Source organism: Burkholderia sp. AU39826 (genome assembly GCF_020419965.1).
In the GTDB taxonomy this organism is placed as follows: Bacteria; Pseudomonadota; Gammaproteobacteria; order Burkholderiales; family Burkholderiaceae; genus Burkholderia; species Burkholderia semiarida.
Genome location: NZ_JAIZQG010000006.1, coordinates 112864 through 128316, shown reverse-complemented (window position 1 = coordinate 128316; position 15453 = coordinate 112864). Strand labels below are relative to the sequence as shown.

Genomic DNA, 15453 nt, shown 5'->3' with positions numbered 1-15453 from the left:
AACCGTCCCGATGTGGGAACCGCGCTTCACGCGCGCTTTTTCAATTCCGCCAGCATGAGGTCGGCGAACGCCTGCGCGACGCGCGGCAGCGTGCGCCCGCGCTTGACGACGAGCGCGATCGGCCGCACGAACGCGGGATCGTCGATCGGCTTCGCGACCAGATCGGGCTCGGCGCGCACCTCGCGGGCGGTCGCGGGCAGGATCGTCACGCCGAGGCCGCCGCGCACCATCGCGACGGCCGTCATCATGTAGGTCGGCTCGCACGCGATGTCGGCCGTGCAGCCGGCCGCTTCCAGCGCGGCATCGACGACGCTGCGCACGCTCGTGCCCTGCGCGGTGAGCACGAGCGGCACGCCGGCGACGTCGGCGGTGCCGACGCGGCGCTTGCGCGCGAGCGGATGATCCTGCGGGCACACGGCGACGAGCCGGTCGGCGCCCACATACAGCACCTCGAGCGACGCATCGAACGTGTCGCCGCCAGTCAGCCCGAGATCGGCATCCTCGTTGCGCACGAGCGCGGTGACGAGGCTCGCGACGCCGTCGCGGATCTCGAAGCCCGCGCGCGGCACGTCGCGCCGGAACGACTGGATCAGCTCCGGCAGCATGCTCGACGCGAAGGTCGGCAGGCACGCGAGCCGCACCGTGCCGCTCGCGCCTTCGCCGAGCGCGCGCGCATCGCGCAGCACGCGCTCCATGTCGTCGAGCGAGCGTTGCAACAGCGGCAGCAACTCGCGCCCGGTCTGCGTGAGCGCGACGCTGCGGCTGTTGCGGTCGAACAGGCGCGCGCCGACGATTTCCTCGAGCCGGCGGATCTGCACGGTCAGCGCCGGCTGCGACAGGTGCAGCCGCGCGGCCGCGCGCGTGAAGTTGCCGGCGTGCGCGACGGTGACGAACGCGCGAATGTCGCGAAGATTCAGATCCATAACGATTCGTGATTGCTACGATCAAATCATTTCAATTGTGCTATCGCTGCGCCGACCTTACGCTCGTCTCCAACAAAAGACAAGGTAGGAGACACGGATGCTGCCGTTACTCGGGCTTGGCACGATCGTCGTGCTGCTGGCCGCGATTCTGTCGAAGCGGATGTCGCCGCTCGTCGCGCTGATCATCGTGCCGATCGCCGCGTCGCTGATCGGCGGCTTCGGGCTGCACACCAGCAAGTTCGTCATCGACGGGCTGAAGGGCCTCGCGCCCGTGGTCGGGATGTTCGTGTTCGCAATCCTCTATTTCGGGACGATCACCGATGCCGGCACGCTCGACCCGATCATCGACCGGATCCTGCGCGCGGTCGGCACGCGGCCGACGCGCATCGTGATGGGCACGACGCTGCTCGCGCTGCTGATCCACCTCGACGGCTCGGGCGCCGTCTGCTTTCTCGTGACGATTCCGGCCGTGCTGCCGCTGTACGACCGGCTGAAGATGGACCGGCGCGTGCTGGCCGCCGCCGTGTCGATGGCCGCGGGCATCAACTTCCTGCCGTGGACGGGGCCGATGATTCGCGCGTCCGCGTCGCTGCACCTGCCGGTGTCGGCGCTGTTCAATCCGCTGATTCCGGTGCAGGCGATCGGGCTCGTGTTCGTGTTCGGCGTCGCGTACTGGCTCGGGCGGCGCGAGGAGAAGCGGCTCGGCCTGTCGCGCGACGATGCGTCGATCCCGCTGCCCAGGCGCGAATTGACGGCCGACGAGCAGGCGCTGCGTCGGCCGCATCTGTTCTGGTTCAACCTCGTGCTGACGCTCGTCGTGCTCGGCACGATGGTCGTGATGGGCGAGAAGATTCCGCCCGCGATCATGTTCATGGTCGGGCTGTGCATCGCGCTGATGGTGAATTACCCCGACGTCGACATGCAGCGGAAGCGCATCGACGCGCATGCGCGGGCGGCGCTGATGATGGCCGGTATCCTGCTCGCGGCCGGCGTGTTCACCGGGATCATGCAGGGCAGCGGGATGCTGAAGGCGATGGCGCAGGCGGCGGTCGGCTTCGTGCCGCCGTCGATGGCCGGCCACATTCCGGTCGCGCTCGGCCTCGCGTCGATGCCGCTCAGCATGCTGTTCGATCCCGATTCGTTCTACTTCGGCGTGCTGCCCGTGATCGCCGAAGTGGCCGGGCAGCTCGGCGTGCCGGCCGTGCAGGTCGGGCAGGCCGCGCTGCTCGGCCAGATGACGACGGGGTTCCCGGTCAGCCCGCTCACGCCGGCGACGTTCCTCGTCGTCGGCCTGTGCGGGATCGAGCTCGCCGAGCACCAGAAATTCACGTTTCCGCTGTTGTTCGGCGCGTCGATCGTGATGACGATCGCCTGCGTCGTGCTCGGCGTCTTTTGATTCTTCCCGGCGGCGCGCTCCGCCGGACGACGGTACGGACATGACAGCAAAGCCTTCACATGAACGGCGCGTGCGCATCGGCGCGGGCGCCGGCTATTCGGGCGACCGAATCGAGCCCGCGGTCGAACTGGCTGAACACGGGCAACTCGACTACCTGGTCTTCGAATGCCTGGCCGAGCGCACGATCGCGATCGCGCAGCAGGCGCGGCGCAACGATCCGGCGCTCGGCTACGATCCGCTGCTCGACGCGCGCATGCAGGCGGTGCTGCCGGTCGCGGCGGTCAAGCGCGTGCGCATCGTGTCGAACATGGGTGCGGCGAATCCGCGCGCGGCCGCACGGCGTACCGCGCGGATCGCGCAGTCGCTCGGCATCGCGGGGCTGAAGGTCGCGGCGGTCGAAGGCGACGACGTGCTCGACGTCGTGCTGCGCGGCGCGTTCCGTTTCGAGGAATCGGGCGACGAGGTCGCCGCGTATCGCGACCGCATCGTATCCGCGAACGCGTATCTCGGCGCCGCGCCGATCGTCGACGCGCTCGCGGCCGGCGCGGACGTCGTGCTGACCGGGCGCGTCGCCGATCCGTCGCTGTTCGCCGCGCCGCTGATCCACGCATTCGGCTGGCGGATGGACGACTGGGACACGCTCGGACAGGCGACCGTCGTCGGCCATCTGCTCGAATGCGCGGGGCAGGTGACGGGCGGCTATTTCGCCGATCCCGGCTACAAGGACGTGCCGAATCTGGCGCGGCTCGGCTTCCCGATCGGCGAGGTCGCGGCCGACGGCTCGGTCGTGATCACGAAGGTGCCGCACGCGGGCGGCCGCGTGAGCGCGGCGACCTGCAAGGAACAACTGCTCTACGAGATTCACGACCCGGCGCGGTATCTGCAGCCCGATGTCGTGGCCGATTTCACGCGCGTGGCGGTCGCGGAGGAGGCGACCGATCGCGTGCGTGTGACGGGCGGGCGCGGCGCCGCGCGGCCCGACACGCTGAAGGTGTCGGTCGCGTATGTCGACGGCTGGATCGGCGAAGGCCAGATCTCGTACGGCGGGCCGGGTGCGCTCGCGCGGGCGCATCTTGCGCTCGACATCGTTCGCGAGCGGCTCGCGCTGACCGGCGTCGCGGCGACCGAGTTGCGCTTCGACCTGATCGGCGTCGATGCGCTGTACGGCGACGCGACGCCGGCCGTGCGCGGCGAGCCGGCCGAGGTGCGCGTGCGGGTGGCCGGCCGCGCGGCGAACGCCGCCGAGGCCGCGCGAATCGGCAACGAAGTCGAGACGCTCTATACGAACGGGCCGGCCGGCGGCGGCGGCGCGTTCAAGTCGACGCGCGAGGTGATCGCCGTGCAGTCGGTGCTGCTGCCGCGCGCGGCCGTGACGCCGTCGTTTTCATTCGTGGAGGCCTGATGCAACTGCGTGAACTCGCGCATGCGCGCACCGGCGACAAGGGCAATACGCTGAACGTGTCGGTCATCTGCCGCGATCCGCGTCATTACGATCATCTGCGCACGCACCTCGATGCGCAGGCGGTGAAGGCATGGCTCGCGGGCATCGTGCACGGCGACGTCGTGCGCTACGAGTTGCCGGCGCTCGGTGCGTTCAACTTCGTGCTGAGCGATGCGCTCGGCGGTGGCGTGACGCGCTCGCTCGCGCTCGATGCGCACGGCAAGTCGGTCAGTTCGGCGCTGCTGGCGATCGAGGTGCCGGATCCGGCGTGACGGCGGGCGTCGCGGTCGGGAAGGGGACGGGAAGAGGCCGGGCCTTCACGGGATCAGCAGTTCGCGCCGCCCGTCCGCATGCTCGATGAGTTCGCCCGCGATGTGCGCAGGCACGAGGCGATGACGTGATGGGCAACGATGCAGGGCGCGTCGTCGTCGGCAACGGGCGGTTGCCATTCTTTTCCGCCCCGGACGACGTGTGAAGGATCGACGAGGCCCCGTCGTTTCTGCAACAATCCGCCGCACACCCATCCGACCTGATCTCGTCATGACTGCCCAGAACCGGACCATACGTCTCAAGCCGCTCTTCGCTTCGCTCGCCGCCCTTGGCGCGCTCGCGGGACTCACGGCGCTCGCCGCACCGTCGCCCGTTCATGCCGCCGAGCCGGCCCAGCCCGACCGCCAACTGAAAACCTTCATCCACGACACGTACGGCAACTGGCGCGCAAGCCGCAAGGGCTGGCAGGCGGACGGCGACGATTTCATCCATTCGCCGTGCGGCGTGCTGCGCGTGGCGACCGCGGACGGCCCGCGCACGCTGCTCGCGATGTGCGGCGAGACCGAGGCGGCGGTACAGAACGGGATGCCGGGCATGGATTCGGACGCGACGCCGGGCGCGATCGACCTGTACGTGCTGAAGCCTTCGCCGGACGGCAGGACGCTCGAGCCGGTCGCGAAGAAAACGGAGATCGCATCGGGCGGGCGTGGCGAACCCGGTACGGTGCGCATCGAGCGGCTTGGGCCGCACCTGTTCGGGTTCGTTATCGGCGAAAGCGACACGCGGCAAGGCTATACGCAACGCTTCCGTTCTATCTGGCTGCCGGTCGGTAATGCGCTGGTGCATGCGGCGGCACGCATCGACGAGGCGCTCGACAACGCGGAGTCGACGGAATGCGCGAACGCCCGCGCGCGCTGCGAGGAACGCCGCTTCGAGATCGCGCCGGACACCGCCGGCACGGGCGACGTCTATCCGCTGACGGTCACGGAAACGGGTACGCGCGGCGACAAGGCCATCCATGCACGCTACACGGTGAAGTTCGACGCCGCGCGTGGCCGCTACGTCGTGCCGAAGGCGTTGCGCGACGGGTACTGATCCTTCGCGCGGGAACGGGCGGCATTGCACCGCCCGCGCATTCACACGTACAGGTAGCGCACCAGGTGGAAGAACACCGGCGCGGCGAAGCAGATCGAATCGACGCGGTCGAGCATGCCGCCGTGGCCGGCGATCATCGAGCCCCAGTCCTTCGTGCCGAGCGAGCGCTTGACGGCCGACAGCACGAGCCCGCCGACGAAGCCCGCGATCACGATCGCGAGCGAGATCCCGAACGCCGCGCCGAAGCCGAACGGCGTCACGCGATACAGCGATGCGCCGCACAGCGTGGCGAGCAGCCCGCCGCCGATGAAGCCCTCGACCGTCTTCGACGGCGACAGCTGCGGCGCGATCTTGCGGCGTCCGAACAGTTTGCCGACGACGTATTGCAGCACGTCGCTGATCTGCACAACGAACAGGAAGAAGAACAGCAGCAGCGCGTTCTGCCCCGCGTAGCGCGGAATGTCGAGGATCAGCACGGCCGGCGCGTGGCTCAGCCCGTACACGCACACCATCAGCGCCCAGTTGATCTTCGCGTTGCGGCTCAGGAAGTCGCGCGTGTCCTGCGTGAGCGCCGACACAAGCGACATCGCGAAGAACAGGTGCACGGGCACGAAGATCGAGTACATCCCGTACCAGTTGATGCCGAGCAGCAGGTACTGCACGGGAATCGCGATGAAGAACGCGATGAAGAGCGTCGTATGGTCGCTCGCGGTGGTCGGCGTGAGCGTGATGAACTCGCGCAGCGTCAGGTACGACAGCAGCGCGAACACCAGGTACGTGACGTTGTTGCCGAGGCCGATCGCGACGGCCATGATCGCGATCATCGCCCACCATGCGCGGATGCGCTGGTTCAGGTTGACGATGGTCGGGCTCGCGCCGCCGCTGCGCGCGCCGAGGATCGCGCCGATCACGGTCGCGACGACGAGCACGCCCGTGACGCCCGCGACCAGTTCCCAGAAGAGGGTTCGCATGGTTGGTATCCGGAAAAGGGAGAAGGGGGCGCGCTCAGCCGGCCGGCCGCTGCGGCGGCGCGAGCGCGATGACCGCGTCGCGCATGCGGGCGAGGAACGTCGGCTTGTCTTCCTGCGCGGCGAGCGCTTCGTTCGCGCCGAAATGCACCTTGCAGATCAGCGGCACGGGCCAGATCGCGCCCTTCGGCATGATGCGCTGCAGGTTCTCGAGGTAGACGGGCGCGAGCGCGACGTCGGGGAATTCGGTCGCGAGATGGAACAGCCCGCTCTTGAACGGCTGCGGCAGCACGTCGGCGCCGCGCGTGCCTTCCGGGAAGATGATGATCGAGTGGCCCTGCCGCAGCGCGTCGCGCACCGGCTCCAGCGGGTCGCCGCCCGATTCGCGATGACGGTCGATCAGCACGACGTTCAGCAGCTTCTGCGCGATGTGACGCTTCAGGTCGCTGCTGTCCCAGTAGTCGCGCGCGGCGACCGGCCGCACGACCGCGCGCACGTCGCGCGGCAGCGCGGCGAGGATCGCGAGCGTGTCGATGTGGCTCGTATGGTTCGAGAAATAGATCTTCTGCGTCGGGGACGGCGGCGCCTGATGCCAGACCGGATACGCGCCGGCGACGAGCCGCACGATGGACAGCAGGAAATCGCGCTGCCAGACGTTGAGGATGTTCATCGGCGCGCGGCCTCCTGCGTGCATGCCCGGCCCGCCGCGCACGCGCGGTGGGCGGAACCCCGGAATGCCGGCGCGGCAGGATGCGCGCCGGACGGCTCTTGTTTAAATTTTTTCAAAGTTCGTGGCTGCCTGTCGCAGGTCCGCGATAATCGGACGATTCGCCGTCGCACGCTGTCGCGTCGCGGCGAATGCGCCGGTCGGCGGCGTGATAATCGGCTGTTGCACGAGTGCCCGTCTGCAGTTCGAATGGATCTCGCTGCGATCGGGCCAGCGGATTATCGCGAGTTTCGCCGAAAAACGCCAGATTGGCGCCACGCGGGCGGGCCGGGCCGCATGCTTGACGCATCGGGGCGGCTCGGCGACGATGAGGGCCGTTCAATCCAGGCCGACGAAGGCCGTTTCGCCGCTCGGGGCATGGCGGCGGGAAACTATCCGACCGTGCCGCGCGAATAATACGAATACGAAACGATGAGCCTCTACGCACTCAAACCCAAATTCCAGAACCGTCTGCGCCCGTTCGCGAATTCGCTCGCCGAACGTGGCGTCACGGCCAACCAGGTCACGCTGTTCGCGGCCGGCGGCTCGATCGTCGTCGGCGCGCTTGCCGGGCTCGGCGTGTTCGCCCGCGCGCTGTTCCTGCTGATCCCGCTGTGGCTGTTCGCGCGGATGGCGCTCAACGCGATCGACGGGATGCTCGCGCGCGAGCACGGGCAGAAGAGCACGCTCGGCGCGTACCTGAACGAGCTGGGCGACATCGTGTCCGACGTCGCGCTCGTGCTGCCGTTCCTCGCCATTCCCGCGTTCGCGCCGGCGGACGTCTGGCTGTTCGCGCTGACGGCGGTGATCGTCGAATGCGCGGGGCTGATCGGCCCGCTCGTCGGCGCGACGCGCCGCTACGACGGCCCGTTCGGCAAGAGCGACCGGGCGCTGGCCCTCGGCGCGTTCGCGCTGTGGATCGGCCTCGGCTTGCCGGTCGGCGGCGCCGCCGCGTGGCTGTGGCGGCTGCTGATCGTGCTGTCGATCGTGACGGCGGTGCGGCGCGTGCAGGCCGGGATCGCCGAAGCGGGCGGCTGATCGGCCGCCGACGCGGGGCGGGACCGGCGCCGGAGGGCGGCGCCGCATGATTCGAATAACGAAACGAGAGAGATCGCATGAACGCACGCACGGCCCGCGAGGCCGACTTCATCACGCACGACGGCGCGACGCTGTTCTACCGCCACTGGCCCGCGACGAGCGCACGCTGCCGCGGCGCGATCGTGCTGCTGCATCGCGGGCACGAACATTCGGCGCGCGTCGCGCACCTCGTCGACGAGCTCGACCTGCCGGATTTCGCCTTTTTTGCGTGGGACGCGCGCGGCCACGGCCGCTCGCCGGGCGCGCGCGGCTACAGCCCGAGCGCGGCCGCGTCGGTGCGCGACCTGCAGACCTTCGTCGAGCATATCCGCGACACGCACGGCATCGCGATCGAGGAGATGGCGGTCGTCGGCCAGAGCGTCGGCGCGGTGCTCGCGGCGGCCTGGGCGCACGACTACGCGCCGCCGATCCGCGCGCTCGTCGTCGCGTCGCCGGCATTCCACATCAAGCTCTACGTGCCGTTCGCGCGGCCGGGGCTGCGGCTGATACACAAGCTGCGCGGGCTGTTCTACGTGAACAGCTACGTGAAGCCGAAATTCCTCACGCACGATCCCGAACGGATCGCGAGCTACGCGTCCGATCCGCTGATCACGCGGCCGATCGCGGTCAACATGCTGCTCGACCTGCACGATACCGCGCAGCGGATCGTCGCCGACGCGGCCGCGATCACCGTGCCGACGCAGTTGCTGATCTCGGGCGCCGACTGGGTCGTGCATCGCGGCCCGCAGGACCGCTTCTTCGAACGGCTCGGCTCGGCGCGCAAGGAGCGCATCGTGCTGCCGGGCTTCTACCACGACACGCTCGGCGAGCGCGACCGCGCGCAGGCGCTCGCGCCGCTGCGCGCGTTCGTGCTGCGCGAGTTCGATGCGCCGAGCCCGCGCGTGTCGCTCGCCGATGCCGACCGGCGCGGCGCGTTCCACGACGAATACGCGGCGCTCGGCCGGCCGCCGGCCAACGTGTTCGCCCGGGCATACTGGGCGCTCACGCGCGCCGGCCTGAAAGCCGGCGGCGCGCTGTCGGACGGCATCGCGCTCGGGTTGCGGCTCGGCTTCGATTCGGGCTCGACGCTCGACTACGTGTACCGCAACCGCGCGCAGGGGCGGTTCGGCATCGGCGCGCTGATCGACCGCACGTATCTCGATTCGCCGGGCTGGGTCGGCATCCGCCAGCGCAAGGTGCATCTGCAGGAGCTGATCGGCGCGGCGATCGGCCGGCTGCGCGCGCACGGCACGCCGGTGCGGATCGTCGACATCGCGGCCGGTCACGGGCGCTACGTGCTCGACGCGATCGCGATGGCCGCCGAGCGCGACGGCGCGGCGCCCGACGACATCACGCTGCGCGACTACAGCCCGCCGAACGTCGAGGCCGGGCGCGTGCTGATCGCGCAGCGCGGCCTCGAGCCGATCGCGCGCTTCGAGCGCGGCGACGCGTTCGACGAGGCGTCGCTCGCGACGCTGGAGCCGCGGCCGACGCTCGCGATCGTGTCGGGCCTGTACGAGCTGTTCGGCGAGAACGCGCTGATCGAGCGCTCGCTGCGCGGGCTCGCGCAGGCCGTGCCGCCGGGCGGCTATCTCGTCTACACGGGGCAGCCGTGGCATCCGCAGCTCGAATTCATCGCGCGCGCGCTGAACAATCACCGCGGCGAGTCGACGTGGGTGATGCGCCGCCGTTCGCAGGCCGAAATGGACGAGCTCGTCGCGCGGGCGGGCTTCCGCAAGCTCGACCAGCGGATCGACGAGATGGGCATCTTCACGGTCAGTCTCGCGCAGCGGGTCGACGCGTCATGAGCGCGCTCGGCGGCGGCGCGGGCGCGGGTGCGGGAGGCGGGCTGGCCGAGCCGGCGGCCGGCGCGCGCGGCGCGTCGTTCGCGCTGCGTTTCGGCTGGCTCGCGGCGATGGGCACCGTGTTCTTCTCGACGTACGGCTTCGCGAACTGGCTCGCCGCGCGCCGCGCCGCGGTGCCGACGTTCGCGTTCGGCTGGGAGCATGCGATCCCGTTCGTGCCGTGGACGATCGTGCCGTACTGGTCGATCGACCTGCTGTATGCGCTGTCGTTCTTCTTCTGGACGCGCCGCGATGATCTGCTCGATCACGTGAAACGGTTGCTGACCGTGCAACTGGTGTCGGTCGCATGCTTCATCGCGTGGCCGCTGCGCTTCGGCTTCGAGCGGCCCGACGCGGGCGGCGTGGCCGGCGCGCTGTTCACGCTGCTGATGGGCTTCGACAAGCCGTTCAACCAGGCGCCGTCGCTGCATATCGGGTTGCTCGTCGTGCTGTGGGCCGTCTATGCGAAGCACCTGCGCGGCACGTTCGCGCGCGGCGTGCTGCACCTGTGGTTCGCGGCGATCGGCGTGTCGGTGCTGACGACCTACCAGCATCACGCGATCGACGTGCCGACCGGGGCGGCCGTCGGCTGTCTCGCGCTGTTCCTGTTTCCGCTGCGCGATGCCGCGGGCCGGTTGCCGGGCGCCGATGCATCGCCGAGCCAGGCCGGCCGCGCGCTCGCGCGCCGCTATGCGTTCGGCGCCGCGCTGGTCGCATGCGCGGCGCTGGCCTGTGTGCCGCGTGCGCCGGCCGGGGCGCTGGCGGCGGGGTGGGTCGCGCTGGCGCTCGCCTGCGTTGCGTGGGCCTACCGGCGCGGTGCGCCCGGCGCATTCCAGAAGGACGCGCACGGGCGGTTTCCGGTCTCCATCGGCGCGCTGCTTGCGCCGACGATTGCCGGCGCGTTCGTCAATTCGCGGCTGTGGACGATCCGCCAGCCGGCGCCGGTGCGGATCGACGAACGCGTGTCGATCGGCCGGACGCCGACGACGCGCGACATCCGGCGCCTCGGCTTCTCCGCGCTGGTCGACCTGACCGCCGAGATGCCGCGCTGGGCGGCGGCCGATGCATCGCTCGCGTATGCGTGCGTGCCGCAGCTCGACCTCGTCGCGCCGACGGCGGCGCAGCTCGCGCAGGCCGTCGCGGCGCTCGAGCGCCTGCACGGCGAAGGGCGCGACGTGCTGGTCTGCTGTGCGCTCGGCTACGGGCGCAGCGTGCTGTGCGCGGCCGCGTGGCTCGCCGCGCGGCGCGGGTTCACCGATGCGCGCGACGCGCTGGCCGCGGTGCGCGCCGTGCGGCCGCGCGCGGTTTGGTCGGATGACGGTGTGGCCGTGCTGCAGCAGTGGATCGATCGCCGGCGCGACGTGGGGCGCGTGTGATGCGCGATCCGTCCGGCCCGTTCAGGATCGCCGCCGCGCGCGGGGCGCTCGATGCGGGCGTCTGGGCGATCGCGGCCGCGCTGGCTGCGGCCGGCGCGGGCGGGTGGATCGCGGCGGGCTGGGTGCCCGCGACGCTCGCCCGGGTACTGCTGGCCGTCGTCAGCACGGGATCGGGGATCGCGGCGCTGTGGTACGCGGTGCGCATCGAGATCGATCGGCGGCTGTTTGCCGCGCTGGCGCGGGCGGCGCAAGGCGACGGGACGGTCGACGACGGGCTCGCGGCGCTCGACCGCGCGCTCGCCGATCTGGGCTGGATCGACGCGGCGAAGGCCGGGCGCACGCTCGACGCACGCGTGCGCGGCGCGGTCGGGCTGTGCCGGGCTGCGGTGCTCGTGGCGATCGTGCAGTGGCTCGTCGTCGGGCTCGCGCTCGCGGTGTCGCCGATCGGTTAGGGCCAGCGCAAGCGCGCTATCGGCGGGAACGGCCCGTCCGGCGCATGCGAGGCGTCATGCTTGCGCGGAGCGCCGCGATCGCGTGCGCTTGGCCTCGTACATCTCGTGGTCCGCGTGCTCGATCAGCGCATTCATGTCGGTGCCGTCGTCCGGCAGCACCGCGATGCCGACGCTGACGCCGAGCTGCAGCGCATGCCCGTCGAATTCGAACGGCTCGCCCACCCGCCGCGCGAGCCGCGTGCTTTGCGCATGGGCATCGTCGCGGGTGCCGATATTCGGCAGGATCACCGCGAATTCGTCGCCGCCGATGCGCGCGACCGTATCCGAGCGCCGCACCGCGGCCTGCATCCGCGTGGCGACCTCGCGCAGCGCGGCGTCGCCCGCGCGGTGGCCGAACCCGTCGTTGATCGGCTTCAGCCCGTCCATGTCGATGTTGAGAATGCCGAGCCGGCCGCTTGCGCGCAGCGCGGAGTGCATCGACTGGCGCAGGCGGTCGTAGAACAGCGCGCGGTTCGGCAGGCCCGTGAGTGCGTCGTGGGTCGCGCGCAGGTAGAGCTCGTTCGCTTCGTTGCGCGCCGCGTGGAACATCGCGGCGGCGATCAGGTCGGCCATCAGCCGCAGGGTGGCCGAGTCGGCCGGCGAGAAGCCGTCGACGTCCGGCGACATCACCTTCAGCACGCCGACCGTCGTGTCGGCATGCGCGAGCGGCATCACGAGCATCGAGCGCAGGCCGACCCGGCGGCACGCATCGCGATCGACGCGCGGGTCGGTTTCGGAATCGATGCAGTGCAGCAACTCGCCTTGCTGCACGCACAGCCCCGACAGGCTGCCCGAGCGCCGCAACCGCAGGCCGAGCATGCCGGCCGCCGTGCCCGACGCGGCCCGGTACACCATGTCGTCGCCTTCGGCGAATTCGACCGCGGCGGCGCTCGCGCCGGTGAGCTTCGGCATCTGTTCGGCCACGTACGCGATCACGCTGCCGAGATCCATGCCGAGTTTCGCGATTTCGGCTTGCGCCGCGATGATGCGCAGCAACGTGTCGGCGGACGGGGTGGCGGAGTCGGCGGTTTGATTCAAGTCAGTTTTCCATGAAGAAAGTACGTCGCGCGACACGTACTTGCGGTAGCATACGCGCCGCCTGCGGCAGCGCGCGTGGCGGGGCGGTCCGCCACGGACCGCGGCCGGTGCCCGGCCCCCGGCCAGCCGTATCGCGCCGGCAGTATGCCGTTCCAGCCGTCCCGCTGGCAACGGCGCAATTCTTGCCATTCCCTCTTCCCGCGCGGCATTTCCGACCGAATTGAGGTTTTTTCGCTTCACAGTCGCGAATCACGGTAAGTTTTGTTCTATTTTTGAGATAGTGTGACGAATGAGCGGGCGCCGGTGCCAGGCGCGCCGCAACGCGACGAACCGGCCGCTGAAGCATCCGCCGCGTCGTACCGACAAATGCAATCAGGTCATATAGATGAGAGGAAGCAGAGGGGATGTGCACTCACGGGCATAGCTGCTTTGCGCGCGTCCGTTTCGACGCGCGGATGGACCGGACGATTGTGACGATGGGGAGCGGCGCATGAGGCCGGCCGTGTCGCTGTTCGTCCTCGCGGCCGCGATGACCGGCGCTTTCCACGCGGCTGCGTTGTCGGCCGCGCCGATGCCGGCGGTGCCGGCCGCCGCTTCGACGTCCGCTGCGGATCGCGCGGCGGCGACCGACGCGGCGCCGGCCGCGACGCCCGCTACCGCGCCGACGGCGGCCAGCGCGCCGGCCGCCGGCCTGCCGGCCACGACCGTGCGCATGCCGTTCGCATCGCTCGGCGCGTTCGATCCGCTGCGCCTGCGCGGCGCCGACGACGCGCGCACGATCAACGCCGGCGTGCGGCTCGACCGCGTGATCACGGGCGCGCGGCTGCGCCTGACCTACGCGTATTCGCCGTCGCTGGTCTTTCCGCTGTCGCACCTGAAGGTGTCGGTGAACGGCGAGGTGATCGCGACCGTTCCGTTCGATGCGGCACGCGCCGGGCGCACGGTCACGCAGGAGATCCCGATCGATCCGCGCTACTTTTCCGATTTCAACCAGATCGGCCTGCGCCTGATCGCGCACTACACGCTCGACCATTGCGAGGATCCGGCGAACTCGGCGCTGTGGGCCGACGTGAGCCCGACGAGCGAGCTGATCCTCGACGAATCGCCGGTGCGCCTGCCGAACGATCTCGCGCTGCTGCCCGCGCCGTTCTTCGACCGGCGCGACAACGGCCGCCTGCGGCTGCCGTTCGTGCTGCCGGCCACGCCCGATTCGGCGACGCTGCGCAGCGCGGGCGTGCTCGCGTCGTGGTTCGGCGCGCTGGCCGACTACCGGCATGCGCGCTTCCCGGTATCGGCCGCGCTGCCGGCCGACGACCAGGCCGTCGTGGTCGGCACGGCCGCGACGCTGCCGGCCGGTCTCGCGCTGCCGCCCATCAACGGTCCGCTGCTCGCGGTCGCCGACAATCCGGCCGCGCCGGGGCGCAAGCTGCTGATCGTCACGGGCCGCACGGCGGCCGAGGTCGACGACGCGGTCGCGACGCTCGTGCTCGGCCGCGCGGCGCTGTCCGGGCCGGCCGCGACGGTCGCGCACGTCGATCTCGGCGCGCCGCGCAAGCCGTACGACGCGCCGCGCTGGCTGCCGGTGAACCGGCCGATCGCGTTCCGCGAGCTCGTGAACGACCCGCGCCAGCTCGAAGTGCGCGGCACGACGCCCGACGCGATCCGGCTGAACCTGCGCGTGCCGGCCGATCTGCATTCGTGGAACGGCGCGGGCGTGCCGATCACGCTGCGCTACCGCTACACGGCGCCGACCGTGCAGGACAATTCGACGCTCGCGGTCGAGATCAACGACCAGCTCGTGAAGTCGTACCGGCTCGGGCCGGCCCACGCGGAGGACGCGCACGGGCGCATGCAACTGCCGCTGCTGTCGGTGCCGGAAGGGCGCGTGACGAGCGACGTCGACATTCCCGCGTTTCGCGTCGGCAGCGGCAACCAGCTGCAATTCCGCTTCACGCTCGATTCGCAGAAGACGGGCCTGTGCTCGAGCACGGCCACCGAGCCGCAGCGCGCGGCGATCGATCCGGATTCGACGATCGACTTCTCGCACTTCGTCCATTACGCGCAATTGCCGAACCTCGCGTTCTTCGCGAACAGCGGCTTTCCGTTCACGCGCTTCGCGGACCTGTCGCAGACGGCCGTCGTGCTGCCCGAGCGGCCCTCGCCGCAGGAGCTCGAGGCGTACCTGACGATGCTCGGCCACATGGGCGAATGGACCGGCTTCCCGGCGCTGCGCGTGCAGGTCGCGCGGCCCGGTGACGTCGCCGCGCTGTCGGGGCACAAGGATGTGCTCGTGATCGACGGCTCTCCGGCGTCGCCGCTGCTCGCGAACTGGCGCGCGTCGCTGCCGCTCGCGATCGGCGAGCCGGGCGGCGCGGGCGGCGGCGGTGCGACGCGCGTCGCGTTCACGGTGAAGGAGCGCTGGCGCAACGGCGTGGGCGTCGCCGACGGCGGCGCGCACATCGAACAGACGGGCCCGCTCGCCGCGCTCGCCGGTTTCGAGCTGCCGGGCAGCCGCGGCCGCAGCGTCGTCGCGCTGACGGCGACCGACCAGCCGCGCCTCGGCGATCTGCTCGACGTGTTCGAGAACGCGGGGCTCGTGGCGCAACTGCAGGGCGACCTCGCGCTGGTGCGGCCGGGGCAGGTCGACAGCCTGCGGGTCGGCGAGCCTTACGTGGTCGGCTTCGTGCCGTGGTATGCACGCGTGTGGACGGAGGCGGCGCGGCATCCGGTCGTGCTCGGCGCGGTGGGCGTCGTCGCGGGGCTGCTGCTCGCGCTCGGCGTGTTCAGCGTGCTGCAGCGAATCGCCGCGCGTCGACGGGGGATGTAAC

General features: G+C 70.5%; 14 protein-coding genes. 10 read left to right on the top strand and 4 right to left on the bottom strand.

Annotated elements, in window-relative coordinates:
- Nucleotides 1-26: 26 nt before the first annotated feature.
- Nucleotides 27-923 carry a LysR family transcriptional regulator gene (locus LGM42_RS14485; protein ID WP_060011698.1) on the bottom strand — a complete coding sequence of 299 codons (897 nt, stop codon included), beginning with the start codon at nt 921-923 and terminating at the stop codon, nt 27-29.
- A 97-nt stretch (nt 924-1020) separates the two neighbouring features.
- On the opposite strand from LGM42_RS14485, the gene LGM42_RS14480 reads away from it, so the two are divergent.
- From LGM42_RS14480 to LGM42_RS14465, 4 genes are all read left to right on the top strand, one after another.
- Complete coding sequence (locus LGM42_RS14480; protein WP_059640911.1) at nt 1021-2319, top strand: CitMHS family transporter; 1299 nt, start codon at nt 1021-1023, stop codon at nt 2317-2319.
- 40 nt (nt 2320-2359) lie between these two features.
- On the top strand, nt 2360-3721 hold the full coding sequence (locus LGM42_RS14475; protein WP_226232532.1) for an acyclic terpene utilization AtuA family protein: 1362 nt from the start codon (nt 2360-2362) through the stop codon (nt 3719-3721).
- Nucleotides 3721-4032 (top strand): hypothetical protein, encoded by a 312-nt coding sequence (locus LGM42_RS14470; RefSeq protein ID WP_059573802.1) that lies wholly within the window; start codon nt 3721-3723, stop codon nt 4030-4032. The genes LGM42_RS14475 and LGM42_RS14470 overlap by 1 nt, the downstream gene beginning before the upstream one ends.
- A gap of 268 nt (nt 4033-4300) precedes the next feature.
- Nucleotides 4301-5125: a topoisomerase IV gene (locus LGM42_RS14465; RefSeq protein WP_226232531.1), complete on the top strand. Its 825-nt coding sequence runs from the start codon at nt 4301-4303 to the stop codon at nt 5123-5125.
- Between the two features lie 41 nt (nt 5126-5166).
- Here the strand turns inward: LGM42_RS14465 and LGM42_RS14460 are convergent, their stop codons facing one another.
- Together LGM42_RS14460 and LGM42_RS14455 are read right to left on the bottom strand one after the other, a co-directional pair.
- A complete protein-coding gene (locus LGM42_RS14460) occupies nt 5167-6096 on the bottom strand; it encodes a phosphatidate cytidylyltransferase (RefSeq protein WP_059573800.1) in 930 nt (309 codons plus the stop codon).
- Between the two features lie 34 nt (nt 6097-6130).
- Nucleotides 6131-6763: a lysophospholipid acyltransferase family protein gene (locus LGM42_RS14455; RefSeq protein ID WP_226232530.1), complete on the bottom strand. Its 633-nt coding sequence runs from the start codon at nt 6761-6763 to the stop codon at nt 6131-6133.
- A gap of 246 nt (nt 6764-7009) precedes the next feature.
- Here LGM42_RS14455 and LGM42_RS14450 point away from each other — a divergent pair, with 246 nt between their 5' ends.
- The 5 genes from LGM42_RS14450 (at nt 7010) to LGM42_RS14430 (ending at nt 11548) form a co-directional block, all read left to right on the top strand.
- Entirely contained in the window at nt 7010-7216 is a 207-nt protein-coding gene (locus LGM42_RS14450; RefSeq protein WP_155644620.1) for a hypothetical protein, read from the top strand.
- Between the two features lie 15 nt (nt 7217-7231).
- Nucleotides 7232-7837, top strand: coding sequence for a CDP-alcohol phosphatidyltransferase family protein (locus LGM42_RS14445; protein WP_059573799.1), 606 nt, complete (start codon nt 7232-7234; stop codon nt 7835-7837).
- A gap of 77 nt (nt 7838-7914) precedes the next feature.
- Entirely contained in the window at nt 7915-9684 is a 1770-nt protein-coding gene (locus LGM42_RS14440) for a bifunctional alpha/beta hydrolase/class I SAM-dependent methyltransferase (protein ID WP_226232529.1), read from the top strand.
- A complete protein-coding gene (locus tag LGM42_RS14435; protein WP_226232528.1) occupies nt 9681-11096 on the top strand; it encodes a phosphatase PAP2/dual specificity phosphatase family protein in 1416 nt (471 codons plus the stop codon). Before LGM42_RS14440 ends, LGM42_RS14435 begins: the two co-directional genes overlap by 4 nt.
- Nucleotides 11096-11548 (top strand): hypothetical protein, encoded by a 453-nt coding sequence (locus tag LGM42_RS14430; protein WP_226232527.1) that lies wholly within the window; start codon nt 11096-11098, stop codon nt 11546-11548. The genes LGM42_RS14435 and LGM42_RS14430 overlap by 1 nt, the downstream gene beginning before the upstream one ends.
- 54 nt (nt 11549-11602) lie before the next feature.
- Here the strand turns inward: LGM42_RS14430 and LGM42_RS14425 are convergent, their stop codons facing one another.
- On the bottom strand, nt 11603-12625 hold the full coding sequence (locus LGM42_RS14425; protein WP_226232526.1) for a sensor domain-containing diguanylate cyclase: 1023 nt from the start codon (nt 12623-12625) through the stop codon (nt 11603-11605).
- 490 nt (nt 12626-13115) lie between these two features.
- On the opposite strand from LGM42_RS14425, the gene bcsB reads away from it, so the two are divergent.
- Nucleotides 13116-15452, top strand: a complete 2337-nt coding sequence (gene bcsB, locus LGM42_RS14420; RefSeq protein WP_226093753.1) for a cellulose biosynthesis cyclic di-GMP-binding regulatory protein BcsB — start codon at nt 13116-13118, stop codon at nt 15450-15452.
- Nucleotide 15453: the final 1 nt, after the last annotated feature.

Excerpts from the sequence above, each read along its gene's own strand:
- LGM42_RS14430 (WP_226232527.1), top strand. The coding sequence starts at position 11,096 with ATGCGCGATCCGTCCGGCCCGTTCAGGATCGCCGCCGCGCGCGGGGCG.
- bcsB (WP_226093753.1), top strand. The coding sequence starts at position 13,116 with ATGAGGCCGGCCGTGTCGCTGTTCGTCCTCGCGGCCGCGATGACCGGC.
- LGM42_RS14445 (WP_059573799.1), top strand. The coding sequence starts at position 7,232 with ATGAGCCTCTACGCACTCAAACCCAAATTCCAGAACCGTCTGCGCCCG.
- LGM42_RS14470 (WP_059573802.1), top strand. The coding sequence starts at position 3,721 with ATGCAACTGCGTGAACTCGCGCATGCGCGCACCGGCGACAAGGGCAAT.
- LGM42_RS14480 (WP_059640911.1), top strand. The coding sequence starts at position 1,021 with ATGCTGCCGTTACTCGGGCTTGGCACGATCGTCGTGCTGCTGGCCGCG.
- LGM42_RS14450 (WP_155644620.1), top strand. The coding sequence starts at position 7,010 with ATGGATCTCGCTGCGATCGGGCCAGCGGATTATCGCGAGTTTCGCCGA.
- LGM42_RS14455 (WP_226232530.1), bottom strand. The coding sequence starts at position 6,763 with ATGAACATCCTCAACGTCTGGCAGCGCGATTTCCTGCTGTCCATCGTG.
- LGM42_RS14460 (WP_059573800.1), bottom strand. The coding sequence starts at position 6,096 with ATGCGAACCCTCTTCTGGGAACTGGTCGCGGGCGTCACGGGCGTGCTC.
- LGM42_RS14485 (WP_060011698.1), bottom strand. The coding sequence starts at position 923 with ATGGATCTGAATCTTCGCGACATTCGCGCGTTCGTCACCGTCGCGCAC.
- LGM42_RS14475 (WP_226232532.1), top strand. The coding sequence starts at position 2,360 with ATGACAGCAAAGCCTTCACATGAACGGCGCGTGCGCATCGGCGCGGGC.
- LGM42_RS14465 (WP_226232531.1), top strand. The coding sequence starts at position 4,301 with ATGACTGCCCAGAACCGGACCATACGTCTCAAGCCGCTCTTCGCTTCG.
- LGM42_RS14435 (WP_226232528.1), top strand. The coding sequence starts at position 9,681 with ATGAGCGCGCTCGGCGGCGGCGCGGGCGCGGGTGCGGGAGGCGGGCTG.
- LGM42_RS14440 (WP_226232529.1), top strand. The coding sequence starts at position 7,915 with ATGAACGCACGCACGGCCCGCGAGGCCGACTTCATCACGCACGACGGC.